We start from the raw sequence: 26,886 nt of genomic DNA on the forward strand, positions 1-26,886 counted from the left end.
CGTTTTATCTTCGCATGGTCACTCTGGCGGCGCATGCATCAAGCGTCTGCAATGATCGCTCACTATAAATCAAGAGATCAAACGCAACTGTAGTACTAGGCCGCAATTGTTTCGTTCGCCGTGTTATGGAATTGGCCCCCCTCTCACTAGAAGAGCCCAAACAATGCGCGCCATCTTTTTGGGCCAGCGCAATGGCGGCGACCTTGTATGGCCTGCGCCTCAGTAACTCAGTCAGCCAGGCTGGGACCTTTGCGCCTCGATGTGCGTGCTGGATAACGGCGGACGCCCCCACAACCAAAAGAGATCGTCAAACCGGGTTTCCCATTTTTGAGAATCTGCCAAACCGGCTTTCAGGGCTGAACCGACGGTCTGTTCAGTCTGCGTTCCTCGCAGAGCCGGTGCTCAAGGCCGCAGCTGAGGAAAGCCACTCATCGCAAAAAGCATTTTGAAGGCTGCCCAAATCCGCTTGGTGTGCAAATGTAGGCCGCCACCCCGAGATAAATTGGTTTTACAAGTTTTGTAGAAGTCGCGTTTTGGCTCTTCGCCATTTCCTTTTTTGCATCAGACGGCTTCATGACATTGTGATAGCGCTGCTCTGCCGAGATTGGTTGTGCGACAGCCATTTCTGTTGGCACGGCCGCGCAAACGGCGGCGAACGCGGCGGCCATCAATATATCCCGTAATAACTTCCAAGCGGATATTACTCTGAGTCTGCCTTTGGGCGTCTCAGATGGCAGGAAAATCCAATTTTCACTTTCAACACACATCCCAGACGACTCCCAGACTTCGACAGGTGAGCGTTTTAATACGAGATGTATTTCAGGGCATTTAACGCGGCAGATTCGACGCAACACGTCTATTGGAATTTTGATCCGAACGGGCCATGCTCGGATGCCGATACACTACAATACGGCTCCCGGCGCGACTGTAGCCTCGGGAGACTTGGCTGTCACAAAAATCTTCGAGTTCGCCTCTTTGGGGCGACCGGCTTATCCGGTCGCCCCAGTCACCTCTTCCACTCCAGCGGGACATCGTCAACCGGAGCGTGGGGACATATCGTGCTCCGGTTGCAGCTTTTATTTCTGAATGCAGGTATCGACGGTGTCCTTCGTGCATTCATCGAGCCCGGTGAAGACTGGATCTGCCACCTTCTTGCCGGCAATCAGGTCCATCATTACGCTCGGCGCCTTGTAACCCATCTCGAACGGCCGTTGGCCGACGAGCGCCGTCACCAAGCCTTCCTTGGCAATCGCCACTTCGTCACCGATTGTGTCCGCGGCGCCAATCACAAACTTGTTCTTGCCGATCTTATCGGCCATCGGTTTGAACAAATCACGATAGGGTTGCGGTGCGCCAAACAGCGGCCAGCCACCCATGATGCCAAAGGCGACAAGATCTGGATTTGCTGCCAGGATGTCCGTCATCGCCTGGACCCCCTTGGCGCCGTCGTCATTGGTGAACACCGGGCAACCTGCGACTTCCGTCCAGCCGCCCTCACCCTTCAGTGCGGTAAGACCTTTCTTACCTGTCAGCGTATCACGCATCCCCTGTGCACGGCGAAGGATATTGTCGGCACCGGGATTGCCTTCGATCGTGCAGATCTTGCCGCCGCTCGGCATGGCCTTCTTGATATAGTCACCGATGCGCGCACCCATCAGGTAGTTGTCGGTTCCAAGGTAGGTCTTGCGCAGCGCTGAGTCCTCGGCCGCCAAGTCAGCGTCGACCGTCATCACCGGAACCTTAGGATTGGACGTCTTCAGCGTCTGGGCGATGAGCTTGGCGTTTGACGGCGATATGGCTATCGCTGCTGTTTCGGCCTTGCCCAACACGTCTTGAACGATCTGCGCCTCACCGGCCTCGTCAGAGGTCGAGGCCGGACCAGTGTAGAAACATTCGTATTCGGAGTTCGCGTTTTCCTTGTTCCACTTCTGGCAACCCTGGTTGATTGCTTCGAAGAAGGGGTTGTCCAAACCCTTCACGACGATGACAAGCTGTTTCTTGGCTGCCAGGGTTTGCCCGGCGGTAAGCGCCAATACCGCGACTGTAAGCAACAATGCCTTCCTCATGGCTTCCTCCCTTTGAAAAAGGCGGGCGCTACTGCCCGCCACGTGATCAACCCGGATACCAGACGATGCGCGGATCCTCCTCCGAGCGCTCGTATTCCCAGGCCGAGTCGATAAGCATTTCCAGATCGTAAACCGGGCTCCAGTTCAGCAGGTACTTGGCCTTGCTGTTGTCCATCCAGTTCGAATGGAACTGGCTAGCTATATCAACGGAAGCGAGGCCACGTGTGTGCGCGAGATAGGCTGCGACTTCGCCATAATCGACCGGTCGATCCATGCAGATGTTGAAAAGCTCGCCCTTCGTGCACGGATTGTCGATGACAGAAAGGATCGCCGAGGAAAGGTCTTCGACGTGAACGAAATTGCGCTTCAACGGCCGTCCGTCCGCGTCGCGCAGCAGGGGAACCGTGCCGTCCTTGGCATAACGCTCCGCATCTGCCCGCGGGACATACGTCTTCCAATCAGGTCCGCCGAAAACGTCGTTGCCGAACGACAGCGTGAACTTGAAGTCATCCTTTTCCATAATCCAGGGCGCGCGCAGGCAGCAGCCGTTGAGGCCGTATTGGATGCCGAATTGCTCCAGCATCACCTCTTCCAGCACTTTCGAAAGTGCGTAGCAGCCCGGATAGGCCCGGTGCGGCGTAGTTTCGGTCATGGGCGCTTCGTGGCGATAGTAGAAATGGCCGATCCCGGCGTCGCCGCCGATGAGGATGAACTGGCGCGCAGTGGCGCTGGTGCGAAAATGCTCGAGCAGCCAGAAAAGCCCCTTGACTGCGACGTCCATGACGTCGGCGGGCGTTTCCTTGCACGTCGCGAGATGCACGACATGGGTGACACCGGTAAGCGCTGTGGCCACTGTTTTTCGGTCGGCGATCGAGCCGCGTGTAACCTCAACCCGCTCTGTTTCCGGGCACGTGCGATTATGGCAAAGCGCGCGGATGCGCGCCTTTGAAAAACGTGAATCGTCCAGCAACCGGGCAATAAAGTGCCGCCCGACCTTACCCGTTGCGCCGGTGACAAGGATTAACATGCTCCCCCTCCGCCACAGCTAATATACAGATATCCCCGCGCGTCAGCGGAATTGTACTACAAATCAATAATTGTAGGGAAGACAGTAAATTAGGAACATCTGATTGACGATTTCGCGCGGTTCTGAGTAAATATTGGCAACGCCTGCCGGAGAAGAAACCGGCAAGCGAAACGCAGCTCAAATCGAAACGAATATATTCGGGAAAGAGCGAGCCTGCGACTTTGGGAGGCTAGACGGCTGGTGGCAGTTCTTGAGCTTGCCAACATCTCAAAACATTTCGGCGCCATCCAGGCGGTCAACGATGTTTCGTTTTCATTGCACGCGGGAGAAGTCGTTGGGCTGATGGGCGACAACGGCGCCGGCAAGTCAACGCTGGTCAAGATGATCGCCGGCAACTTTCGGCCGAGCCACGGCACAATGAGCCTCAATGGCGAGGATCTTATCCTGTATCGGCCGGTTGAAGCACGACAGCGCGGCATCGAAATCGTCTACCAGGATCTCGCTCTCTGCAACAATCTGACGGCTGCCGCAAACGTCTTTCTGGGGCGCGAGCTTCGTCTCGGTCTCGGCCCGCTGCGGATCCTCGACTACAAGGCGATGTACAAACGCGCCGGCGAAATTTTCAAGGAGCTGAAATCCGAGACGCGCCCACGCGACCTCGTGAAGCAGATGTCTGGCGGCCAGCGGCAGGCAGTGGCGATCGCCCGCACGATGCTGGCGGAGGCAAAGCTCGTGCTCATGGATGAACCAACCGCCGCCATTTCCGTTCGGCAGGTGGCTGAAGTGCTGGCTCTGATCCGCCAACTGCGGGACCGTGGTATCGCGGTTATCCTGATCAGCCATCGCATGCCGGATGTCTTTTCCGTCGCGGATCGGGTGATTGTCATGCGGCGCGGGCGGAAAGTCGCCGACAAACCGATCGCGGCGAGTTCCCCCGAGGAAGTCACAGGGCTCATCACCGGCGCGATCGAGCAAGTATAATCAATAGGCCGTGCCGGTATCGAAAGCAGCGAAGGTCGACCATGGCAATCACTCTTGATCAGACGATCGCACATAAACAGCGAAGTTTCCTCGCCTCCATATTCGGCAGCCAGACGTTTTGGGTGATGATCGCCGTCATCCTTGCTTGCATTTTCCTGTCATTCGCTACCAGTTCGTTCGCAACGTCCACCAACCTCTACAACATCACCCGCAATGTCACCTTCGTGGCGATCATCGCGCTTGGCATGACGCTCGTGATCATCACGGGCGGCATCGATCTGTCTGTCGGCTCCGTACTTTGCCTTTGCAGCATGGTGCTCGCGGTCGTCATGCATGCCGGTTACGGGATATTGACGGGCATCGCCGCGTCCATTGGTACGGCCCTTGTCGTGGGGGCCTTCAACGGCGTCATGATCGCCTATGTCGGCTTTCCGCCGTTCGTCGTCACGCTCGGTATGCTGTCGATCGCCCGCAGCCTGGCAATGGTCGCGTCCAACAACACCGTCGTTTTTCAATTCGGACCGGACCACGACAAGCTTCTCTCGCTCGGCGGCGGCGCCTGGCTCTTCGGCATTGCAAATCCCGTGATCTACATGATCGTACTGGCACTCCTGACTGGCTTCGTGCTGCGCTGGACCAGATTCGGTCGCTACGTTTTTGCCATCGGTGGCAATGAGTATGCCGCCACGCTGACCGGTGTTCCCGTGCGAACGATCAAAGTCGCCGTTTATATGCTTTCCGCTTTGTCGGCCGGCGTCGCTGGTATCGTTCAAACCGGCTGGCTTGGTGCCGTCACCACCAACATCGGCGCCGGGATGGAACTGCAGGTGATCGCCGCCGCCGTCATCGGCGGAGCCAATCTTGCCGGTGGCGCCGGCACCGCCTTCGGCGCGCTTGTCGGCGCCGCGCTGATCGAAGTGATCCGCAACAGTCTCGGCCTGCTCGGCATCAACGCCTTCTGGCAAGGCACGTTCATCGGCGGGGCGATCGTGCTTGCCGTCCTGTTCGACCGCATCCGCAACTTTCAACAGAGCGAATAGGGACCCTGCGACGGAACCTTCAACCTTGATGGGAGATGAGCCGATCGTCAATTTAAACCAGAAGTTCCGCTTACGGCGCCACCAAGCAGAGCTCTGCGAGAAGACCATGGAAAATGCGGTACGGGAGAGCCTGTAAAAAGCAGTTCTAATCCAGCCTGGGAGGATAATATGAGCGATCACGTCTATAAGAAGGTCGAACTTATCGGCAGTTCCAAGACCTCGGTGACCGAGGCTATCGAAACAGCGATTTCGCGAGCCTCGAAAACCATGAGAAACCTCGAATGGTTCGAAGTGGAGCAGATCAGAGGGCATATCAAGGATGGCGAGATAGCGCACTATCAGGTGGTGGTGAAGGTCGGTTTTCGCATCGATGATTGATGCATGCGCGACACGGTTCCTTGCGGAACTTAAAGCCGTGGATTAATAACTGAATGCAACGAAATTAATCGAAAGCAAGCCGGCCGCGTCGACGCCGACCAAGCTGAAACACGGCCGCTACCCCTCACCGGTAGCGCCCGCATGCAATCGATCCGCACTGGAGCCGCCGCGCCGGCGAGTTCCAATTTTCAAGAAGGCTGAAATGCCGCGGTCAAAATCGCTGCGGAGCGGCCGGCTTGTTTTGAGCAATGGCGTCAATGCGAGCCAACACCTCAGGGGTCAGCTTGTCTTTGTGTGCCAGCGTGGCCAGGTTGTCCTCGAGTTGGCTCATACGCGATGCGCCGAGGATCACCGTCGACACATTGCGGTTGGAAAGGCACCAGAGCAAAGCGAGATGGGTGATCGAAATGCCGACCTCGTCCGCGAGATCAGCCAATTCCGCCACCTGTGCAAGCCGAGCCCGGCCGGCCTCGCTCGTCCACCGTTCCTTCAGCCATTCATAACCGGGCAAGTTCATGCGGCTGTCGTTGGGCACTCCCTTGTTGTACTTGCCGGTCAGAACGCCCGATGCAAGCGGGGACCAAATCGTCGTACCTAAGCCGATCAGATCGTAAAGCGGCAGGTAATCGCCTTCAACCTTCTGGCGCTCGAAAATATTGTATTGCGGCTGCTCCATCGTCGGAGGCGTGATCCGCAGATCACGGGCCACCGCATAGGCTTCAGTCAATTGCTGGGCTGACCATTCCGACGTGCCCCAGTAGAGAATCTTGCCCTGGGTGACGAGATCGTGCATCGCACGTACGGTTTCTTCGATCGGAGTATCGATGTCAGGCCGGTGGCAAAAATAAAGGTCGAGATAATCCACCTGCAGGCGCTTCAGCGCAGCATGAGCGGCGTCTGTAACATGCTTGCGCGACAGGCCTCTTTGCGTCGGTTTCTGACCGCCCCAAAACACCTTGCTGGAAACGATGAAGCTGTCCCGGCTCCAACCGAGCGTTTTCAGCGCTTCGCCCATGACGATTTCGGATTTTCCGCTCTCATAACCCTCGGCATTGTCAAAGAAATTGATGCCATTGTCATAGGCGTAGGCCATCAGACTGACGGCATCACTGCCCTCGACCTGCCTGCCAAAGGTAACCCACGATCCGAACGAGAACTCGCTGACCTTCAGGCCGGATTTTCCAAGGCGACGATATTCCATAGCGCAAATTCCTAGAGACAACAGATGGGGCACCATAGGCCCATGGCGACAGCAAAGACAACCGCCTTCCTCCAATAGGCCCGCAAGCAATGGCGCCAGGCATTGACGCTCTGGCCCAGATGTATAATCGCCCGGTCATACTGCAGGTCTGGAGGACCTGACCAGAGACGAGACCCCTTGCTTGCCTTCAGGCCGTCTCTCGCCACAAAAGCCAGGGATGATAGAATCCAGACACAGGCCCCATCATCCTCGGCTGTGCGGTTACATGAGCTTGTCCAACGTGATCGGCAGATCGCGTATGCGTTTGCCGGTCGCATGGAACACCGCATTGGCGATCGCCGGCGCGACACCGACGATACCGACTTCGCCGACGCCCTTGCCGCCCAATGCCGAGGCGTTGTAGTCCGGCACGCCGACCGAGATCACCTGGATGTCCGGTATGTCCGAGTTCGTCGGCACGAGGTAGTCGCCCATATTGCTGTTGACCGTCCGGCCGTTGCGCATGTCGACCACGCCCTCTTCCAACAGCGCCTGACCAATGCCCATAATGATGCCGCCGCGCCACTGGCTTTCGACCAGCCGGGGATTATAGAGCCGGCCGCAATCGAAGGCGGAGACGATGCGGGACACCCGCACCGTGCCGAAATCCTCATCCACCCGCACCTCGGCGAAATGGGCGCACCAGCTATGCATGGAATAGTCGCCCATGGTTGGACCCTGAACCTTCGACAAGGTGGTCCAGGCCTGATGGTGATCCTGGGCACTCGCCCCTTCCGGCAAGGTGTCGCGCCGGATTTCGATCTCCGCGCGCTTGAGCCTGCCCATCAACTCCGCCAGGGTAAGCGAAAGCCCTTCGCCGCGCGGGGCAGTGACACGGCCATCGCTGAAGTTCAGCGTATTCGCCCCCGTGTCCCGGAACGGCGAGTTCGCGTCGTTGAGCGCAAGCCCGATGAGCTCGTCGCGCGCAGCAGTCGCCGCCTTGTGCACGGCTCCCATAATGGAACCCGCCAGCATCGAGCCGCCGGCGATCGCCGAACCCGGCAAACGGGAATCCCCGAGACGGACATCCACCTGATCGATCGAAATACCGAATATATCAGCAGCAGTCTGGGCCAGGATGGTGTAGGTTCCCTGTCCCATGTCGATCGCGCCGCTGACGACTTCGACCCTACCATTTGCAAGGATGCGGATGAGAGCTTCGCTCGGCGCCCGGATGACTGGAAACGTACCGCAGCCAATGCCCCAGCCGACGAGCTGGCGTCCGTCTCGCATGGAACGCGGCGCGTGGCTGCGCCTGGACCAGCCGAAGGCCTCGGCACCCTCGATCAGGGCCTCACGCAACCGTCGCGTCGACCAGGGCTTTCCCGACTGGTAATCATGATCGGCGTAGTTCTGCAGTCGAATTTCGAGCGGATCCATGCCGATTTTATAGGCCAGTTCCTCCATGGCGCTTTCGATGCCGAAAGCACTCGGGTTCTTGCCCGGACCGCGGAGCGCGCCCGGCGTGACGGTGTTGACCGGCACGACCCGATGCTGCGACGAAAAATTCTCCACTTTGTAGAGAATCGGGGTTGCGGCCCCGGTCTGCTCTGGCCAGTCCGCATAGGTGGACGTTTCGCTGGCGCCGCGATGAACGATCGCCTGCAGGATGCCGTCTTGCGTTGCTCCGAGCTTGATTGTCTGACGCGTCGCGGCGCGGCCGCCATAGCTTGTAAAGTTCTGCGCTCTCGTGACGGCGAGCTTCACCGGCCGATCAAGTTTTCTTGCCGCGAAGGCCGCTACCGCACCATAGGCCAGAGCCCCACCCTTCGAGCCAAAACCGCCGCCGATGAAGGGTGAAATCAACTGGACATTCTCAAAGGGAATACCGAACCACTCGCAATAGGTGCGCGCCATTCCATGCGACCACTGGCTCGGCTCCCAGACAGTCAATTGATCGCCGTCCCATTTTACCGTCAGCCCGTGCGGCTCCATCGCGACGTGATATTCACGCGGGGTGCGGTATTCGCCTTCGACCATGATGGGTGCTGCGGCAAGCGCCGCTTCGGCATCGCCCCAAGCGGCAGTGAGGTTGTCCATCACCTTGCCTTCACCAACATTCGGATCATCGAGGCTCGCGATCGACGGGGTCTCCTCATAGGTGACACTCACCAGCTTGGCAGCTTCAGCGGCCTGTTCACGGCTTTCCGCGACGACAGCTGCGATCGCCTGGCCGTTGAAACGAACCTCGCGCGGCAGCGGATAGTAGGGCTTTCCCTCGGGTCGATTGCCGTACCAGTCGGTAGCTGTCACGAGGCCAAGATCGTCATCCGGCGTCAGCACCATCAGCACGCCTGGTGCGGCAAGCGCCGCCACCGCATCGACCTTCACGACGCGGCCGGCAGGGATGGTACTCTGCACCAAAACAGCGTGGGCGAGTCCTGCGGCCGGATATTCCAGCGCATAGGTCGCGGAACCCGTGACCTTCATGCTGCCTTCGAAGCGGGACTGGCGGCCGCCGATCGTACCGTCGGAGGCGTCGCCGTGTTTACGGGGTTCCATAATGGTCATGCGAGACCTCCAATTTTTGAGATGGCGCGGTTGATGACGCGCGGCGCGAGTTCGATCTTGTAGTGATTGCCACCATTCGAGACGGCCCCGTCCATGGCGAGGCGGGTGGCCTTGTCGATGGTTGCCGCATCGAGAACCTTGCCGACGAGCGCGCGTTCGACGGCACGGGCCCGCCAGGGTTTGGTGGCTACTCCACCAAGGGCGATACGGATGTCGCGCACAGTCCTACCGTCCGCCTCGAAGGCGAGGCCAACCGCAGCACTTGCCGCCGCAAAATCATAGGATTGCCTGTCGCGGACCTTGAGATAGGTCGAGTTTCTTGCGGTGTCGGAGGCTGGGATGACGATACCGGCGATCATCTCGCTGCGTTCGAGGATCGTCTCCTTGTCCGGCGCGCCGCCGGGCGCCAAGAAGAAATCGTCGATCGCTACCTTCCGGCCGCCGAGATCGACCAGCGCATCGAAAGCGGTCAGTGCGACCGCTAGGTCGCCTGGATATGAGGCAATACAAGCGTTGCTCGTGCCGAGGACGGCATGATTGCGGGTCACGCCGCCGATCGCCGAACAGCCGGAGCCCGGATTGCGCTTGTTGCAGGCGGCAAAGGCGCCGGGATCGCGGAAATAGGAACAGCGGGTTCGCTGCAGGAGGTTGCCCCCGATCGTGGCCATGTTGCGAAGCTGCGCGGATGCGGCAAGCGACAAGGATTCCGAAACCGCCGGAAAGGCGGCGCGGATATCCTTGTGGTCGGCCACCTCGCCCATCCGGGCAAGCGCGCCGATCGTGGCGCCCTCGGCATTCACGACAATTGCGTCGAATCCAGTCAGATGGGTGATATCGATGACGGTTTCGGGTCCGACCACACCGCATTTGGCAAGATCGAGGAGCGTCGTGCCGCCAGCAAGCAGCATGGCGCCAGCCTGGAGCGCGGCGCTACGCGCCTCGTCAGCGGAGGTGGCGCGGATATAGGAAAAGCTTTTCATCGGGCCGTCTCCGCCGCCTCGCGCACTGCCGCGACGATGCTGTTGTAGGCCCCGCAACGACAAAGGTTGCCGGACATGTATTCGCGAATTTCCTCATCAGAACCCGCATGGCCTTCACGAATGCAGGCAACCGCAGACATGATTTGACCCGGCGTGCAGTAGCCGCACTGGAATCCGTCGTTTTTGATGAAAGCCGCCTGAACCGGATGGAGATCGCCGTCTTCGCCCGCCAGCCCCTCGATGGTGCTGACCTGCCGACCTTCGACCTGAGCGGCAAGTGTCAGACAAGAGAGCACGCGCTTGCCGTCGACGTGACAGGTGCAGGCGCCGCACTGGCCCTGATCACAGCCTTTCTTTGTGCCTGTCAGCGCGAGATGTTCGCGCAGCGCGTCGAGTAGGGTGACGCGGGGTTCGACATCGAGTTCGTGGCGCCTCCCGTTTATATCGAGCGTGAGATGGATTGTTCGTGTCATGAAAAGCTCCTGCCTTCGTCACGAGAATGAAAATTTCGGCCTCTACAAGGGACTGGCCGACCGGCGACCAAAGACTAATTGTATTTTCCAAGGGACGCGCCGACGAGGTTTCGGCAATGACATCCTGGAAGTGTCTAGATTAGGAAGTGAAACGCGCCCACATAACCGGAGGCGCCTCCGTTTAAACTAGCGGCTTATTGAACTTCGTCAAGTCTCTTTTCTTTGGAGCAGCGTTCAACCTCGCCCGGGGCGAAGACAGCATCGTCGGCGCGCATGGGGCTACATATTCGCGCCGAGCCAACCGCGTATCGCCGTACGGTCTTTTGCATGCCGCTTGAGGTGGCAAGTTGTCGGCGTGTCAGCGCCCGTCCATCAGAACGGGATGCGGCGAACGGGCGGTATCCGCAGCAGGGAGATATTACGACTGGACAGAAAGAGACGCCGGCCAGTTTGCAGAGAGCCGAGAATCTCTGCCCCTCGTAGCGATGAGGACTTCGTGGAATGCGTTGAAAACGCTCGGGCAATCGTTCTTGCGGTAGACAAGAAGCGTCTCGACGGGTCCGAGTGAGTGGGTCTGGACGCTCGTCGGCCAATGCATGAGATTAAGGACTGATCTCGGCATAACCCCTACCGTGTTCCCGGTCGCAACGCTCGCCAAGATCGCGTGGTAGGACCCAAGTTCGGTCGTCTGCAGGGCGCTTGATTTTCGAGCCCAATTTTCGGCGATCTTGCGATAGGTGCAGCCAGGCTCTAACGCGGCAAGCGAACCAACATGGAGATCGGCAGCGGACTTGATCGATGGATGGCCGCACGGCAGCACGATCACTAGATCCTCGACAAAGATCGGCTCCATCTCGAGCATCTTAAGTTCGGCGTCAAAATCCGGCTCTTCCTCCAACATCGCCTTGGACGGACGGGCGATGAACGCGCAATCCAGGACTCCGGCCAAAACATTACGACTGAGATCGCGGGACGCACCCAGCGTCAGGGACAGAGAAACATCAGGCCACATCTGGTTGAACTGCGACAACGCCGCCGGCAGCCGGCTCGCCGCTGTACTTTCCATCGTGCCCACACGCAGTGTTCCCGACGGCGCGATCGGCCGAACGGCTTGGCGTGCTTCAAGCGCAAGCGCCGTCAGCCGATTGGCATAGGCAAAAAACGTCTCGCCCTCGCGCGTCAATGTCATCTTCTTGCCGTCCCGGCAGAAAAGGGAAACGCCAAGGTCTTCCTCAAGCTGCTGGATGCGCGTTGTCACATTCGACGGCACGCGTCCGACCGCCTTGGCAGCCTTTGTAACGCTGCGGTCGTTGGCGACAGCAATGAATATCTCGATCGACGAAAGGTCCAACGGAAAAATCTCGATTCCAGAATTAAGTTCACATATAATTCTCTATACAAAAACGATTGATTGAGCTCAAGCAGGTTTCGATGGCGGACCGCACACAGCGCGATTTGAGGAATGCAGATAACCATGTCGGATCAGAAAGATACGAACGATGCGCCCTCTGAATTCGCATCGCCAGCGTGCCTGATGCATGAGATCGAACCAGCCTACGATCCGACTTCGGCCGGCGAGGCTGCCCCCTCAGACATTCGGGCATGGCGTAAGACAGAGCGTCAAAGATTAGTCGATGAACGGAAATCCCTGCTGGCGACCCAGCGCCAGGAATTTACCCGCTTGATTGCGAACTATCTCAATCACGTGATTGCCGACGTCGCCGGCCGAAATATCAGCATGTTCTGGCCATTTCTGGGAGAACCCGATCTTCGCGGATGGATGGCTGCCGCGACGAGCCGCGGCGCGACATCCCTGTTGCCCGTGGTTGTCGCCAAACGCACGCCGCTGATTTTTCGATCGTGGACAATAGGCGAGCGGCTTGAACGCGGCATCTGGAATATACCGGTGCCGGCCGACGGCAAGCAAGCTATCCCCGATGTCGTCATAGCGCCGCTCGTCGGCTTCGATAGAAATTGCTTCCGGCTTGGCTACGGCGGGGGCTATTTCGACAGGACGCTGGCTCATCTCGACCGCAAGCCGCTGGCTATTGGCGTTGGCTTCGAATCGCAAAAGATCAATACCATCCATCCCCTCGCCCACGACATTGCGATGGATGTGATCGTCACAGACGCGGCGGTGCGATATCGATGAACTTCCGCGCACCCGAACCTTGAGAATTTTGGGAATTTTTTCCAAGGCATTGCATCCAATCTCCGAGCGGAGATGAAAATGAAGGCAGCAAATCTGATTTTCGCCTCGTTTCCATTGCCACGGTAATCGAGGGCATGAGCGTCGAAGTAACGGCCGAGCCTTTAGGTATCAAGCACGCGACGGTGAGATCCCTCACCGCGCCAGGCAGCTGCTGCGTACGCACATCGACGACCGCATCGGCCCGATGCTCCTCAATGCATTTCCGTTTGCCGGAAGGCGCTGCGACCGGCTACGCCACCGCCGGCGACACGATAAGGTGGGTCAATAGGGACATCATGGCGCATACGGCGACTGCAGACGGAAGGTTCGATGTCGTCATTCAACCGCATCAGTCGGCCTCGACGGTGGTAACCAAGGCGGGCACCGTGGATTATTACTGCCGCTTTCACCCGAATATGCGCGGCCTCCTGGACGTGGCCGAATAGTCAATTCCCGAATAGGTCTCCGGCGATCGCCACGGCCCGCCGGCCAGGCTGCGTTCGCATTTGAGACCATCGAGCTGCTGATTGCCGAACAAAACAGCAAACCGCCTGCCAAACCAGCATAGTTTCATTCCCTCGCCTCGGCTTGCCCTCAAGGATTGTCGTTTCCAGACGTTGGCATAGGGATTGCTTCGGTATCTCGGATACCTGAAGAGACAATATATTCGATGCTGTATGTTCTCCCCTTTCTGCTTTTGAGCTTTTCCCTCGGGCTGAGCTGGAACAGATTTCTGCTTACATTTACAAGCCGCGCCGAGCTGCTTGAAAACCAGATGCCGGTGACGATGGTTGCTGCAACCGTCAGCCTTTCCGCTTTCGCGCTGTCCGTCGGCGACAAGGGCCCCTGGCTTGGAGGAGCGATCGTCCTGCTCGGATTGGCGCTCGCAGCTATAATCAAGGGCGTTTTCCGCCCCATTCCCGTGGTGGCGCTTTCGGCCGTCAGTCTCGCGGCCTATCTGTATTTCAGAGTACTTGCGCTTTAAATCTCCGCGACAACGACCGGCACAAGGGTCTTCGAATTGCTCGCAGCGCGCTTGATGCCGAGCCCTGCTGATGGTTAAGTCAATGGCGAAGTGGGGTGAATTTCCGCAGCTCGTCTCGTGACTGTCCGAAGCCCCCGGGAAAGAAATACGAGCAGGTGACGACCAGCATCAGACATATCGCTAAACTCGCGGGAACATCGGTCTCGTCGGTATCGCGCGTGCTCAACAATAGCGGCTATGCCTCGCCCGAACTCAGGGACCGTGTGGAAGCGGCCATTCGCACACTGAACTACACGCCTAGCAAGGGCGCACGCATGCTTCGCGGTGCACCAAGCCGAATGATCGGGTTGATGTTGCCGTCGATCGACGTGCCCTTCTTCGGTATCCTGGCCCATGCCATCGAACAGGAATTGTTCCAACACGGCTATCAAACGCTGATCTGCAGCACTGCCGAAAACATGGATCATGAGGCGCGCTACATGTCCATGCTGCTTGCCCAGCGCGTCGATGGCGTCATCGTGGCAAGTGCCTTTGGCAGCATCGAGCACTTCGAGATCCTGCGGGATGCCCATATTCCGATCGTCGCGATCGACCGCGAGCTCGGCGGCATTGCCGACGATGCGGTGATGGCCAATCACGAGGAAGGTGGTCGGCTGTTGGCGCGTCACCTGATCGACCTCGGCCACCGGTCGATCGCCATCGTCGGCGCGCCGGCCCATAGCCAGCCCGTGCAGCTTCGCCTCCGGGGCATCTCGGCGGAAATGGCGAAATACGACATCGCGCCTGCCGCAGTGACGATGGCCGAAGAGCACAGCTTCGCGGCAACCTATCCGCTGGCGCGGGATCTGCTGGCAGAGCATCCGGAGATCACGGCGATCATCGGCACGACCGATATTTCGGCAATTGCGGCCATCCACGCCATCCAGGATCGCGGTTTTTCGGTTCCGCGCGATTATTCGGTGATCGGTTTCGACAACCTGCCGGAGGCAGCCTATGTTTTTCCGCGGCTAACAACGGTCGCACAGCCCATCCGCGATGTCGGGCAACTGGCGGCACAGCGGCTCGAAGCGCTGATCGAAGAACATCAGGCGGGCAACAAATCCCGGCAGCCCGCCGTCGTAAAGGTGCCGGTTACTTTGATCGAGCGCGATTCCACTGGCCCCGTCCGTATTTGAGGCAGAACGAACCACGGCGTGACCCAAGTTAGGGTCGGACGATGACCTTGATCTCGCCCGGCAATGGCGCGCTGCCCACCACTTCCGCGACCTCTTCGAGACCAATGCTTCTGGTCACCAGCATATCCAGCTCCAACGCCCCGCTCGCGACTAATGCAGCTGCCCGCGAATGGGTGAACGGATTGAGATAAGCCGGCCTTATGTCGACTTCACTGACGAGCAGGTCGAAAGGCAGGACGGGCACCTCGACACCTCTAGGCGTCACTCCGAAAAGTACGAAGGTGCCACCGCGCCGCGCCATTCGTAGACCGGTCCGCAATGTGTCGGCAACACCGGCACATTCGATGACGACATCGGCACCACCATGAGAGACGTCTCGAACGGCTGCGACCGCGTCCGAGGCTGTTGGGTCGAAGGCATGCGTCGCTCCCACCTGCAGCGCGGTCTGCCGTCTCGAGAGCTGCCGTGTGATCAATATTACTTGGCTTGCTCCAGCCAAGCGGGCCAACTGCACCATAAGCAGGCCGATCACGCCCCCTCCCAGGATAGCAACGCTCTCGCCCGGACGGATCTCCGCCTTGTCGATGGCATGAAGGCAGCAGGCAAGCGGCTCGCAGAAAGCGCCATGCACAGGATTAAGATTGGCAGGCAGCATGAATGCCTGACGATGCGGCACCGCTACATGTTCGGCAAAGCCGCCGTCTCGTGTCACGCCGATCGCCGTCAAATTCTCGCACAGGTTCACCCGCCCGCGTGCGCAGGCATGACAGCGGCCACAGGCAATATTCGGATCCACGGTCACGAGCTCGCCGCCGGCAAAACCCGCGACCTCATCGCCGACCCCTTCCACGATGCCGCAGAATTCATGGCCCATCGTGACCGGAATAGCCGTCGGATACTCGCCCTTGAACATATGGCGATCGGAGCCGCAAATGCCGGCAGCCAGGACACGGACGAGCAATTCGCCCGGCCGGGCAACCGGCTTCTCGACGCTGTGCATCGTCATCGATCCGATCGACTCCAAGCGGACAGACTTCATTCCTCTCCTCCTCGCTTACGATTTCACATCGCAGAATGGCGAACCCACCCGGCACGGGCCTTGGAAGGTCCGGACAGAACGATCAGCTCATCACATTGCCGCCATCGACATTGTAGCACTGCGCGACGATATATGCCGCATCCGGCCCAGCCAGAAAGGCAGCCATGGCTGCCTGTTCTTCGGACGTGCCAAATCGTCCGGCGGGGACGCCGGCGGCCACACGGCGCTTCACCGCACCGGGCTGCAAACCTTCGCGGCTCCCAAGTTTCGCATCGACGACGTCCCACATCGGCGTATCGACCACGCCGGGAGCGATGGCGTTCACGTTGATCCCGTGGCGGATCAGTTCCAGGGCGCAGCTTTGGGTGATGCTGATGACGGCCGCTTTGGAGGCGCAATATGCCACGGCAGGTCCCTCGCCACGACGGCCGGCCTGAGAGGAAAAGTTGATGATGCGTCCGCCCTCGCCTCTCTCCACCATATGCCGGGCAACCGCCTGCGTCATGAAAATTACGCCTTCGATGTTGACCTGGAAGACCGTGGCGGTGCGCTCGCGCGAAATCTCCAGGATGGATTGGGCGTCGTAAATGCCGGCGGCGTTCACCAGTATGTCTATCTTGCCGGCCGCCTCTATCGAAAAGGCCACGGCGGCGTCGATGCTCTCCTGGCTGGTCACGTCGAGCGCCACACCCCAGCTAGCAGGCCCGATCGCCTTCGCGACCCCAGCGCATCCTTTGCCATCCAGATCCGCCACGACGACCTTCGCGCCTTCGGCTGCGAAGCGTTCACAAACAGCCTTGCCGATGCCGCTGGCGCCTCCGGTGACCAATGCCACCTTTTCGGACAGTCGAGATGTCTGCACAAAAGTCATTGCGTCAACTCCTCATTCGCCGCACCACCACGGCCGCTACTACGCATAGCTTCAAGTCGTCAGTTCTTACTTGGATCCTGATTGTGCCACCCTGTCCCAAAGAGGACGGTTAATGGGACACTAGGACCATCTCCTTCGCGTCCTCAAGAAGGACCGCCATCTCGGGGATACCGTCGGTGGCTGTCATGCCTCCAAGACAACGGGCAGCCGCACTATGGGCGACGGCGCAAATGCGCTCGATGGGCCAGTCCTCGTGCAGGCCGTAAAGCACAGCGGCGCAGAAGGCGTCCCCGGCTCCGACGGTACTGACGATGTTGCCCGGATCGACGGATCGCGACCGCGTGACGACCGGCGGAGCACCGCGTGCAAACCAGAAACTGAATTCCGGCGCATGGATGACAACGGCTTTGACGACACCAGTTGCCAGCAACCGCTCGCCGGCAGTCAGAAGGGCCGCCTCGATCAACTCTCCCTTCGCATCACGCACGGTGACATCGGCTGCCCGCCCTGCCTCAAGCTCATTGATGATAAGGAAATCGCAATAGGGCAGAGCGACACCAACTTTGGCGGCGAATTCCGGATCTTCGCTCGACACGAAATCCACGCAGGTGGTGAGCCCCGCGCGACGAGCGGTTTCCAACAGGCGCGATGCTCCGGAACGGCCGTCCGGGCCGATCCGGTCGAGACCGGGCAGCAACATCAGATAGCCGAGATAGAACAGCCTGTAGCCAGCGCCCGCAAAGACTGCAGGTGACACGAGCGTGTCCGTCACCGCATCGTTGGCGCCGCCATGATAGAAGAAGGTGCGGTTCTGACCGGGCACGTTCATGACATGCGTGTGTCCCGTCACCTGGTCGGCAAGCGGCGTTAGGCGGCCGATATCGATGCTTGCGGCCGCAAGGCGGGCCCTGACGATCTCTCCATCCGCGTCCGCGCCGATGCAACCAGCCGCGGCGAGCTTTCCAGGAAAGCCAAGCGAGGCCAAGTCGGTGACCACATTGGCGGCACCTCCTCCGACGCCCACATCCTGATGCAGGATATGCGCGAGATTACCCTGCCCGGGCCAGTGGGACAGCGTATGCACGCGGTCGACGATGAAGTTTCCCGCGCAAACAATGCCTCCCTTGTCTTTCTTTTCGCTGCAGCGAACCTCCTCCCCGGTCCGCATTAGCCACCTGCCTCGTTCCAAAGGGGTCTGAGAGGCGGCTCATCCTCCTCGATCGCCGCGAAGCGCCCGATCGGCTCCAGGAAGTAATTATCGCTATTGTCGTCATTGACCTGGCTGACCTCGCCGACGAACACGGGCCCGCCGCCCTTTCGACCGTAGAAGCGATGATAGAGCTCGGTACGGATCGTTACGCTCTGGCCGGGAGATAGAAGCAGCGGCTCCCAAACGGCAAGCTTCCTCGGCAAGCCATCCACCGGAACGGTCACATCGTCCGGCAGTACATTGCCGTCGGGGCCGCTTGCCGCGAATTCGATGACGAGATCGCCGCCGGCCCTGTTGATGATGTCTTCCATCTTTGCCGCGTGGCGGTGGGTCGGTGTCTCCTGCCGTTCCTCGACGAAAAGCAGCTTTTCGGCATAGGTGCGCTCGCCCTCAACTCCAACAATGCCGTTGCGTAGGCAAAACAGCACGAGGCCGCATTCGGCAAACCGGCCTGAACCGAAGTCAGTGACATCCCATCCCAACTGATGAGCGCGCAGATAGCGTGCCGCTTCCGGATTGGCGGCGAAATCCGCCGCTACCCAATAGCCCCATTCCGGCAGCGACCATCGCCAATGTTCGAGGGTCTTCGTTGCGCGCCGCAGCGCTTCATTGATCTCGGAACGCTTCATAGGGCGGTCGCTCCTTCATAGTCGACCGGCACCACGATATTGTCGCGGCCGGATTTGAGCGCCGCGGTCAGGACCGCGTGGTGGGCCTGCGCCTCGGCAGGTGTCGCGCAGCCAAAGCCGTTTGCATTTCCCCCCGCGAGCTCATCGACGAAGGCCGCCCACATCTGCTGGATAGCATCAGTAAAGCCGAATTCGAAAATCTTGCCGGTGATCGTTGGAAAAAGCGAGCCGTATCCAATATCCTCAGTGCTCCAAGCCTGGGCGCCGCCGTTATAGTCCATCCACCGCCACTGGCGCGGCGACTTCGTGCTGAAGAAGGCGCTTTTCTTCATGCCGAGGACGCGAATGTACCATGTGTTGGATTCACCGGGCGCGATGCGCCAGGTTTTCAGCACCATTGGAAAATCCTGGCCCTTCGTCCTGACGCGGGTGCTGATCGTGGCATTGTCCCAGGTAGTACAGGGCAACATTCCACCCTTGCCGTCCGGGCGCTCGGTGACCTTCTTGACCAGTTGCGCGTGCAGGGTTTGCGGACGCCAGCCAAGCCGTAGCGGCACGTGCAGCACATGCATGCCGAGATCGCCCATGCAACCATATTCGCCGTTGATATCGGCCATGCGTTTCCAGTTGATCGGCTTTTGCCGGTCGATATCAGAGGAGTGCAGGAAACCCGCTTCCACTTCGAGGATATCTCCCATCTCCCCACTTTCGGCGAGCGCGATGACCTTCTGCGCTCCGGGAAAGAAGGGCATTTCCGACGAGCAGCGGACCAGGAGTTCGGGATGCTCGGAAAGAACCGCCATGATCTCCCGGTTCTGGGCAGCATCCATGCCGAACGGCTTTTCGCCGAGCAGGTGCTTTCCGGCCTTCAGAATATCGATGTAGAACTGCTGGTGTAGCGCATGCGGCACGGCGCAATAGATCGCATCGACCTCAGGATTGGCCAGGAGTTCCTTATAGTCGGGAGTGAACTGTCGGACCGACGGCACATTGTCCCTAAACCAGTCCAGAAGTGCCGCATTGGTGTCGCAGACGGCGATGATTTCCGGCCGCGCCTTCACATCGACCAAATGCAGCCAGCGCGCCGCAGAACTCGCGAACTCGCGCCCCATCAGCCCACAGCCGATCACGCCGAAGCGGAATATTCTTGTCATGGCTCCTCCTCCCAAAATACGTCAGGCTAGATGCCGCGAGGCTTCTTCCGTGGATGCCTTGTCATGGACGATCGCCATCAAAGCGCGTGTCATGCCGCCGGGATTGTTGTGCTGAATGACGTTGCGGCCGTAGACGATGCCGCGAGCGCCTTGCTCCATCAACTGCTTTGTGCGGGTCAGGATTTCCTGGTCGGAAACGCGACCGCCGCCACGTACCAGCACCGGAAGGCCCTGGGCGATTTCAACGACGCGATAATATTCCTGAACATTGTCGCACGGGTCGGCCTTGATGATATCAGCGCCGAGTTCGGCCGCCTGACGGACAAGCGGCAGGATTTTGTCGATCGTGCCATCGACCATGTAGGCTCCCTTGGAATTGTCCTGCATGACCAGCGGCTCGACCATCAGGGGCATGCCGTAGTTCTCGCACTCCCGTTTGAGACTATTCACGTTGCGCACGCAGGCGCGGTAGACTTCGGGCTGGTCCGGCAACATCAAGAGATTGACGACGACACAGGCAGCGTCCAATGCAACGCCCTGCTCGACGGCCCTGTCGATCATTTCCGAAAACAGCGCGGACGGCAGCGGATTGCCATAGATGTTGGCGATGTCCGTGCGCAGCACCAGCGCCGGGCGTTGCTTGCCGGGAATTGCCTGCAGAAGCGGCGCCGTGCCCGGTGGAAGCTGAATGGCATCCGGGCTTGCATCCGCAATCACCTTAATGGCCGTCTTCATATCCTCAATGCCGGCCAGAAAAGTTCGCTCATTGAACATGCCGTGATCAATGGCGACGTCGAAGCAATTTCCAGACGCGCCGAAAAGGCGGTTGAGCCGCGCGGACTTCATCGAGTTCCTCCCAATGCGGTAACGTTTCCACATCCCACATTAGGGAACCGGGGTTATGAGTCAAGGCTCGTGTGGTAACGTTTCCACATCGTGGATTTTATGTCTAAGCCGACAGAACCCAGCCACGCAAACAATTGAGATACGCATATTTCGGCATCCGACCCCACGAGGCCTTACCGCTGGCGATGGCGATGGGGCCAGACCATCGACGGGCTATGGTGACCGCTCGTTGGTAGCGCTGCGCTTACCAACCAACTCTCAAACAGCAATCGGCGAGATTTGTTCCATTGCACGCGAACTTGCCGCCGCCGGAAAGGGTAATGCTTGTCGTCATTTGACACCGATGAGTTTCACGAGCTGATTTTCGTCGTGAACACCCTGCCTATAGAGTTCAATAACCATTGCCGCAATTTGTTCGGCTTCTTCGGTATCGCGCGCAATATTGCGTTTGATCAAAATCGCATCAAAAGCGCGTTGGCAGATGTCTAAATCCGTTGAATCCAGGGCCATGTCATGCTTGCTGAGGTATTCTTTGATCATGGTTATTCTTCCGCCCCATCGCCAGCGCCATAGCGACAAACAATACATTTTCAACCGAATTGAATTCCAGCACAATAGTGTTAGGGGCTTGCGCGCCTCAACCATCTTCGACAAAAAAGAGCCCCGCTGTGAGCAGGGCAGAGAAGTGAGAGTGCAGATAATGTGACTTGCAAAACACAAGTCCCGAAACACAAACGATTTATCGCAGCTTTTGGTTCCAATTCGCGAGCACGCGAGGCAAAAGACCTTCGACCGCGACTTTCTCGTGATCTAACGAAACCCGCCGTTGGCGTGAGGGGCGACCAACGACGGGTTTTCATCAATGTCATTAAATTGGCCGGCTCATCCAACCGAACGTGGAACGTCAGCGACCGTTGATTGTTCCACCATCGTCGGGACCGAGTTCTGATGGACATGACTGTTGCGAATGAGGGGTGCGGCCCGCGCCACGACGATCTATGTGACCCATGACCAGGTGGTCGAGGCCATGACGATGGCCGACAAGATCGTCGTCCTGCATGGGGGCCTGATCGAACAGATCGGCGCGCCACTCGATCTCTATGATCGCCCCGCCAATCTTTTTGTCGCCGGCTTCATCGGCTCTCCCGCGATAAACTTCATCGACGGCAAAATCGAAGAAGGCGTATTTCGCTGCGACAACGGCCTTATCTTGACTCTGCCGGAAGGGCTGCCCATCGCACAGCATGGCGGTCGCCCGTTGGTCTACGGCATCCGACCCGAACATATTCGCGCCGAAACGGGAGGCATTTCGGGACGGGTCGAGATTGTCGAGGGCACGGGCTCGGAGATTTATGCCAGGCTCGATTGCGGCGGCCAGCAATTATCCTGCCTCTTCCGCGAACGGCTCGACATCCGCTTCGGCGACACGGTCGGAACCGCGATCGACGCGATCAGCGCGCATCTGTTCGAAAAGGCAAGCGGCAAGCGGCTCGCTTTCGATCGTTAGGCGGGCGCGTCCGCCAACTCTCACCTCGGCCAGTTCTCACGTATGTCCGTTATGTCGCGACTGTCGGCAGCGTGCGCCGCGAAAAAGCGATCATCGGGTGTTTCGAAGACGAACAAATTCGCCAATACGATGAGTTCATCGTTTACTTGGATCAAAATTGCGCAGAATATTAGCAAGTTAGGGAGGACGCCTTCGGCCCCACTCTCGATAAATTGCGCTCGAACGGCTCTCCTCCCTTGCTTTCATGGGAGGACCAATCATGAGGCGGATTTGGCTGTACGCGGGATCAACCGCGATACTATCGCTTGGCATTTTGCATGCATTTGCGCAGTCGGGCAGTGTGGAGAAAGCAGTTGGCGGCTACAATTTCGCTGAAGCCGCCAAGGAAGACCCGGCCACGAAGAACTTCCATTCGGCTGATGGTCATTTGACCTTTGCAATTGTGACGCACACAGCGGGCAATGGTTTTTTTGACCCGGTCTATGTCGGCGCAACCGTCGCTGCCAACATGATCGGTGCCAAGATATTGTTGCTCGGCTCGGAATCGCCCGTGGACGATCCGGCTCGCGAGATCGAGATCCTGAACCAGATCGTTCAGGACCCAACCATTGACGGGATTATCATGACGACGCCGCAAGTCGGCGCCTACAATGATATCGTCAAGGCCGCCGAGGCGGCGGGCATCCCGATCGCCACGACCAATTCGTACGATCCGACCCTTCTGCACCGCAGCAGCATAAGCCATACGGGTCAGGATGCATCGGCCGCGGCAATCGGTGGCGAGGCGCTCGCAAATTGCGTGCTCAAGAGCGGCAAGACCAGCGGCTCGATTGTCCTGCCATCCTCGACGGCGATGGGCAACATCGAGGTGAACAACCGCGTGAAGGCCGCTTTCGACGCAATCGTCAAGACGCTGAAGGACGCCGGCAAGCTCGACGCCTTCAAGGTTGATGCCGGCCCGGAGAATGTTGGCATCGACACGAATCCCAACGATCCGGTCAACGCACTGGTGTCGCTCTTCGAGTCTCGCGGTGACGTGGTCGGCGCCTTTACAGCCAACAATGTCTTCACGCCCCCGCTCGTCAAGGCGGTGGCCCAGATGGGGTTAACCAACAAGTTCTGCGCTTTTGGTTTCGATCTTGGCCCGGCGCAGCAGGAAGGTATTGCCGCTGGTAATCTGACCGGCTCGCTGGGGCAACAGCCGTTCCTGCAGGGCTTCTGGCCGGTCATGCAGCTCTATCTGCAAATCGACCGCGGCATTTCCGCCGCCAATCTCGACACGCGCGCCCAGCTCGTGACGAAGGATACGGTTGCAAAGGTGGGCAAGCGCTTCGAAAACTAAGCGCTAGAGCGCGTGCGTTCATTTTGAACGCACAAAGGTCGCTCTAGTCCTTTTACTCTTGAGCATCTTATCCGCTTTCAGGTGTTTCCACCTGAAAGCTGGATGCTCTAGCAACATCCGGAATGATGTAGGTGGGCAGAGATCCTCCCCGCATCACGGTGGTAAGGATTGGTCGGTAGCAACCATGGGGCATACGACGACGACGACATCGCTGGGACGTGCGCCACCTCAACTCGCCGGCGGCTGGGAGGCCGGGCTCCTGATCTTCCTTGCAATACTCTACCTTGGGGGTGCCATCCTCAACCCGGCGTTTTTCGGATCGACGGAGGCGCTTCACGCGCTTCTGCGCGATACGTCCCGTGTTGGGATCATCGCGGTCGGAATGACTTTTGTTATCGCCAACAAGGATCTCGATCTTTCGGTTGGTTCAACTTACGGCTTGGTCGCTGTGGTCTTTGCCAGGCTTTTTGCACCAAGCTTTCTCGACTTCGACGTCGTCACCTCCGTGATCCTGTGCCTGGTTTTAGGCACGATGATCGGCCTGCTCAATGGCGTGCTTGTCACGATCCTGAAAGTGCCTGCGTTCATAGCGACGCTGACAATGCTTTTCATCGGTCGCGGCTTTGTGCTCGCATTCACGCAAGGTCAGGCAATCTATTACTCCGACAAGGCGAACAAGTTTTTCCTGTTCTTCCACCTTGGTGAGACGAATGCTCTCGGATTCAACAATCAGATTGCGATCTTCTTCCTCATTGCCGTCATCGGAGCCTATGTGCTTGCAAAGACCCGCTGGGGTTATGAAACCCTCGCCACCGGGGGAAACGAGCAGGCGGCGGCCTATGCCGGCATTCACACCCGTTGGGTGCGCATTCGCGCATATCTGCTCTCATCGCTCTGTGCGACCCTTGCGGCTCTTCTGTCAGCTGCGCAGGACAAGGGTGTCACCCCTCTCTACGGGGTGGGCTGGGAGCTCACCGTCATCGCATCGGTCATTATCGGCGGAGCATCGATCCTGGGCGGGCGCGGGCGCGTGATCGGATCGTGTCTCGGCACTGCGGTGGTCGTGCTGATCGATAAGGTATTGCGCGAAGGCTGGCCGATCACCCGTACCGTCGTTATCGACGGCGAAAGCATCGTAGTCGGCGCCAAGTTCACGCTGCCCGCAGGCGCGGTGCTGGTTTTCCTCGGCGTCCTACTCGTCATTGCGGTGCTTATCGAACCTTTCCTCATTCGGCGCCAGGCGGCTGCCCGATTCTGGGCGTGGCTCCGCGGCCGACCGCCGCCGCAAGCCCCTGACACAGGCGGCGTCGCATTGGAGGGTGTCCAGACCAAGGGGGCTATGGCGACCGACATGGAACTGTCAGCAACGGGGCTCGGCAAGTTTCTAGCCCGGCGCGATGCACTTGCCATCATACTGGCAGCCGTGTTGTGGCTGACGGGCCTAGCGCTCAGGCCGGACTACTGGTGGAATTTGTCCAACACCTTCGCCATCCTGCTCAACTACACGGAACTCGCCATCATCGCGGTCGGGCTCACCTATGTCATCGCAGCCGGCGACATCGATCTCTCCGTTGGCTCAGTGCTTGCGCTTGCAGGCAGTACCGCAGCCTATTTCCTGAAGGTGCTGGGCGCCGATCCGCTTACCGCTATCGCGATGGGCCTGCTTGCCGGATCGGCCGCAGGACTTATTAACGCCGGCGTCACGGTCGGCTTCAAATTGCCCGCCTTCATCGCAACGCTCGGGATGTTCTACATCGCGCGGGGACTGGCTGCCTGGTTCGTTGCAGGACAACAACTGACTGGCTGGTCTGAGAGTTACAATCTTCTCGGCCGCAAGATGAACGACGTTCTCCTCCATTTCGGCCTTACGTTGCCGCCGGGGATCATCCGCACGGTGGCTGAAGTCGTCAGCGTCCAGACGATCTGGATGTTTGTCATCGCCCTCATCGCCGGCATCGTGCTTGCCTACACTCCATTCGGGCTGAAGGTCTGCGCCGCCGGCGGCAATGTCCGTGCCGCGGCCTACGCCGGCATCAACACGAACCGCGTGCGCTTCATCTCGCTCATGCTGTCGGCGCTCTGCGCAACCATGGCAGGGATCATCAATGTCGCATATTTTCGCAGCTTCAACCCCGTCGCCGGCCAATTTCGCGAGCTTGATGCCATAGCCTCAGTTATCATCGGCGGCGGATCGATCTTTGGCGGCTACGGCACGATGATCGGCTCACTTGCGGGCGCAGCCGTCATCACGCTCGTCCGGGCACTCCTTCAACTCAACGTTCAGGGGTTTAGCATGCCGCAGCACTGGATCAATGTGTTCATCGGCGTCATCCTCATCGTCGCGGTGCTTATCGATATATGGGTGCGCCAGACCAATATTTTCGGACGGTTGCGAATGTTCCTAGCAAGAGGCGCACCAACAAAGGAAGGCATCCATGGCTGACGCGATACCACTGCAGCCGATTGTGGAGATGCGAGGCATCGAAAAAGCCTTCGGAGCCGTGCAGGCGCTCCGCAAAGTCGACCTTGTCCTCTATCCAGGGGAAATTCTCGGCCTCGTCGGCGACAATTCTGCCGGCAAGTCGACGCTGATGAAGATCCTGACCGGCGCCTATCAACGAGACGCCGGTGAAATCCTTGTTGCCGGGCAAGCGGTACACTTCAAGAGCCCTCATGAGAGCCGCGATGTCGGCATCGAAATGATCTACCAGGACTTCGCGCTCTGCGGGAACATGGACGTCGGCCAGAACATTTTTCTCGGCCGCTGGCCGCTCAAAGGTTTCTTCGTCAATCGCAGGAAGATGTATGCGCAGGCCGACAGCGTCCTTAAGCGGCTTAAAGTCGATGTGAACTCCGTCTATCAAAAGGTTGAGAGCCTGTCGGGCGGGCGCCAGCAATCGGTGGCGATTGCCCGGGCGATCTCGTTCGAGCCGCGCGTTGTGATCCTCGACGAGCCGACAGCCAACCTTTCCGTGATGGCGACGGAACGGCTCCTTGAAACCATGCTGGAACTGAAGAAGCAGGGTGTTGCGCAGATCATCATCTCGCACCGCATGGTCGATATTTTTGCCGTGGGTGATCGCGTCATGGTCCTCAAGCGCGGCGAATATGTCGGTGACCGCTACGTCAAGAACACGGACGAGCATGAGGTCTTGGAGATCATCGTTTCCGGCACGCCAGAGACCGCGTTGACGGCCGAGGCCGCAAGAAACATTTGATCGGCCATCAAAGTCGCGCAAGC

At 58.9% G+C, this 26,886-nt stretch carries 25 protein-coding genes and 2 pseudogenes; 12 read left to right on the forward strand and 15 right to left on the reverse strand.

The window, feature by feature from the left end:
• Window positions 1–428: 428 nt before the first annotated feature.
• The 3 genes from PY650_RS31720 to PY650_RS31730 all read right to left on the reverse strand — a co-directional run bounded on the left by PY650_RS31720 (window position 429) and on the right by PY650_RS31730 (window position 3,093).
• Entirely contained in the window at window positions 429–668 is a 240-nt protein-coding gene (locus PY650_RS31720; RefSeq protein ID WP_285883852.1) for a hypothetical protein, read from the reverse strand.
• Between the two features lie 408 nt (window positions 669–1,076).
• A complete protein-coding gene (locus PY650_RS31725) occupies window positions 1,077–2,066 on the reverse strand; it encodes a substrate-binding domain-containing protein (RefSeq protein ID WP_285883853.1) in 990 nt (329 codons plus the stop codon).
• A gap of 46 nt (window positions 2,067–2,112) precedes the next feature.
• A complete protein-coding gene (locus tag PY650_RS31730; protein ID WP_285883854.1) occupies window positions 2,113–3,093 on the reverse strand; it encodes an NAD-dependent epimerase/dehydratase family protein in 981 nt (326 codons plus the stop codon).
• Between the two features lie 195 nt (window positions 3,094–3,288).
• On the opposite strand from PY650_RS31730, the gene PY650_RS31735 reads away from it, so the two are divergent.
• From PY650_RS31735 to PY650_RS31745, 3 genes are all read left to right on the forward strand, one after another.
• Window positions 3,289–4,074, forward strand: a complete 786-nt coding sequence (locus tag PY650_RS31735) for an ATP-binding cassette domain-containing protein (RefSeq protein WP_285883882.1) — start codon at window positions 3,289–3,291, stop codon at window positions 4,072–4,074.
• Between the two features lie 41 nt (window positions 4,075–4,115).
• Window positions 4,116–5,114: an ABC transporter permease gene (locus PY650_RS31740; RefSeq protein WP_285883855.1), complete on the forward strand. Its 999-nt coding sequence runs from the start codon at window positions 4,116–4,118 to the stop codon at window positions 5,112–5,114.
• A gap of 168 nt (window positions 5,115–5,282) precedes the next feature.
• Window positions 5,283–5,492 (forward strand): dodecin, encoded by a 210-nt coding sequence (locus PY650_RS31745; protein WP_285867629.1) that lies wholly within the window; start codon window positions 5,283–5,285, stop codon window positions 5,490–5,492.
• Between the two features lie 211 nt (window positions 5,493–5,703).
• On the opposite strand, the gene PY650_RS31750 is transcribed toward PY650_RS31745, so the two are convergent.
• The 5 genes from PY650_RS31750 to PY650_RS31770 form a co-directional block, all read right to left on the reverse strand.
• Window positions 5,704–6,693, reverse strand: a complete 990-nt coding sequence (locus PY650_RS31750) for a potassium channel beta subunit family protein (RefSeq protein WP_285883856.1) — start codon at window positions 6,691–6,693, stop codon at window positions 5,704–5,706.
• A 261-nt stretch (window positions 6,694–6,954) separates the two neighbouring features.
• A complete protein-coding gene (locus PY650_RS31755) occupies window positions 6,955–9,243 on the reverse strand; it encodes a xanthine dehydrogenase family protein molybdopterin-binding subunit (RefSeq protein ID WP_285883858.1) in 2,289 nt (762 codons plus the stop codon).
• Complete coding sequence (locus PY650_RS31760; RefSeq protein WP_285883859.1) at window positions 9,240–10,223, reverse strand: FAD binding domain-containing protein; 984 nt, start codon at window positions 10,221–10,223, stop codon at window positions 9,240–9,242. Before PY650_RS31760 ends, PY650_RS31755 begins: the two co-directional genes overlap by 4 nt.
• Entirely contained in the window at window positions 10,220–10,696 is a 477-nt protein-coding gene (locus tag PY650_RS31765; RefSeq protein ID WP_285883860.1) for a (2Fe-2S)-binding protein, read from the reverse strand. The genes PY650_RS31760 and PY650_RS31765 overlap by 4 nt, the downstream gene beginning before the upstream one ends.
• 418 nt (window positions 10,697–11,114) lie before the next feature.
• Window positions 11,115–12,047: a LysR family transcriptional regulator gene (locus PY650_RS31770; RefSeq protein ID WP_285883861.1), complete on the reverse strand. Its 933-nt coding sequence runs from the start codon at window positions 12,045–12,047 to the stop codon at window positions 11,115–11,117.
• Window positions 12,048–12,230: 183 nt separating this feature from the next.
• On the opposite strand from PY650_RS31770, the gene PY650_RS31775 reads away from it, so the two are divergent.
• From PY650_RS31775 to PY650_RS31795, 5 genes and pseudogenes are all read left to right on the forward strand, one after another.
• Entirely contained in the window at window positions 12,231–12,848 is a 618-nt protein-coding gene (locus tag PY650_RS31775; protein ID WP_349644535.1) for a 5-formyltetrahydrofolate cyclo-ligase, read from the forward strand.
• Window positions 12,849–12,946: 98 nt separating this feature from the next.
• Window positions 12,947–13,176, forward strand: a pseudogene (locus tag PY650_RS37550) (hypothetical protein); the annotation flags it as partial.
• Window positions 13,103–13,333: a cupredoxin domain-containing protein gene (locus PY650_RS31785; protein WP_432761609.1), complete on the forward strand. Its 231-nt coding sequence runs from the start codon at window positions 13,103–13,105 to the stop codon at window positions 13,331–13,333. The pseudogene PY650_RS37550 and the gene PY650_RS31785, both read left to right, overlap by 74 nt.
• A 224-nt stretch (window positions 13,334–13,557) precedes the next feature.
• A complete protein-coding gene (locus PY650_RS31790; RefSeq protein WP_285883863.1) occupies window positions 13,558–13,872 on the forward strand; it encodes a hypothetical protein in 315 nt (104 codons plus the stop codon).
• Window positions 13,873–14,027: 155 nt separating this feature from the next.
• The gene (locus PY650_RS31795; protein ID WP_285883864.1) at window positions 14,028–15,047 is read left to right on the forward strand and encodes a LacI family DNA-binding transcriptional regulator; all 1,020 of its coding nucleotides are present in this window, start codon (window positions 14,028–14,030) and stop codon (window positions 15,045–15,047) included.
• Between the two features lie 28 nt (window positions 15,048–15,075).
• Here PY650_RS31795 and PY650_RS31800 read toward each other — a convergent pair whose 3' ends face one another.
• The 7 genes from PY650_RS31800 to PY650_RS31830 form a co-directional block, all read right to left on the reverse strand.
• On the reverse strand, window positions 15,076–16,086 hold the full coding sequence (locus PY650_RS31800; protein ID WP_285883865.1) for a zinc-dependent alcohol dehydrogenase family protein: 1,011 nt from the start codon (window positions 16,084–16,086) through the stop codon (window positions 15,076–15,078).
• Between the two features lie 82 nt (window positions 16,087–16,168).
• Window positions 16,169–16,957, reverse strand: coding sequence for an L-iditol 2-dehydrogenase (locus tag PY650_RS31805; RefSeq protein ID WP_285883866.1), 789 nt, complete (start codon window positions 16,955–16,957; stop codon window positions 16,169–16,171).
• 109 nt (window positions 16,958–17,066) lie between these two features.
• Window positions 17,067–18,125 carry a carbohydrate kinase family protein gene (locus tag PY650_RS31810; protein WP_285883867.1) on the reverse strand — a complete coding sequence of 353 codons (1,059 nt, stop codon included), beginning with the start codon at window positions 18,123–18,125 and terminating at the stop codon, window positions 17,067–17,069.
• Entirely contained in the window at window positions 18,125–18,796 is a 672-nt protein-coding gene (locus PY650_RS31815; protein WP_285883868.1) for a D-lyxose/D-mannose family sugar isomerase, read from the reverse strand. Before PY650_RS31815 ends, PY650_RS31810 begins: the two co-directional genes overlap by 1 nt.
• Window positions 18,793–19,950 (reverse strand): Gfo/Idh/MocA family protein, encoded by a 1,158-nt coding sequence (locus tag PY650_RS31820; protein WP_285883869.1) that lies wholly within the window; start codon window positions 19,948–19,950, stop codon window positions 18,793–18,795. The genes PY650_RS31815 and PY650_RS31820 overlap by 4 nt, the downstream gene beginning before the upstream one ends.
• Before the next feature lie 21 nt (window positions 19,951–19,971).
• Complete coding sequence (locus PY650_RS31825) at window positions 19,972–20,796, reverse strand: class I fructose-bisphosphate aldolase (RefSeq protein WP_285883870.1); 825 nt, start codon at window positions 20,794–20,796, stop codon at window positions 19,972–19,974.
• A 330-nt stretch (window positions 20,797–21,126) separates the two neighbouring features.
• A complete protein-coding gene (locus tag PY650_RS31830) occupies window positions 21,127–21,336 on the reverse strand; it encodes a hypothetical protein (RefSeq protein WP_285883871.1) in 210 nt (69 codons plus the stop codon).
• 421 nt (window positions 21,337–21,757) lie between these two features.
• Between PY650_RS31830 and PY650_RS31835 the strand changes: the two are divergent.
• The 4 genes and pseudogenes from PY650_RS31835 to PY650_RS31850 form a co-directional block, all read left to right on the forward strand.
• Window positions 21,758–22,303: pseudogene (locus tag PY650_RS31835) on the forward strand (TOBE domain-containing protein); the annotation flags it as partial.
• Between the two features lie 259 nt (window positions 22,304–22,562).
• Complete coding sequence (locus tag PY650_RS31840) at window positions 22,563–23,645, forward strand: substrate-binding domain-containing protein (RefSeq protein ID WP_285883872.1); 1,083 nt, start codon at window positions 22,563–22,565, stop codon at window positions 23,643–23,645.
• A 184-nt stretch (window positions 23,646–23,829) separates the two neighbouring features.
• The gene (locus PY650_RS31845) at window positions 23,830–26,088 is read left to right on the forward strand and encodes an ABC transporter permease (RefSeq protein WP_285883873.1); all 2,259 of its coding nucleotides are present in this window, start codon (window positions 23,830–23,832) and stop codon (window positions 26,086–26,088) included.
• On the forward strand, window positions 26,081–26,863 hold the full coding sequence (locus PY650_RS31850) for an ATP-binding cassette domain-containing protein (protein WP_285883874.1): 783 nt from the start codon (window positions 26,081–26,083) through the stop codon (window positions 26,861–26,863). The genes PY650_RS31845 and PY650_RS31850 overlap by 8 nt, the downstream gene beginning before the upstream one ends.
• The last annotated feature ends 23 nt before the right edge of the window (window positions 26,864–26,886 follow it).

The sequence above is a fragment of the Martinezella calliandrae genome (genome assembly GCF_030272695.1).
In the GTDB taxonomy this organism is placed as follows: domain Bacteria; phylum Pseudomonadota; class Alphaproteobacteria; order Rhizobiales; family Rhizobiaceae; genus Rhizobium; species Rhizobium calliandrae.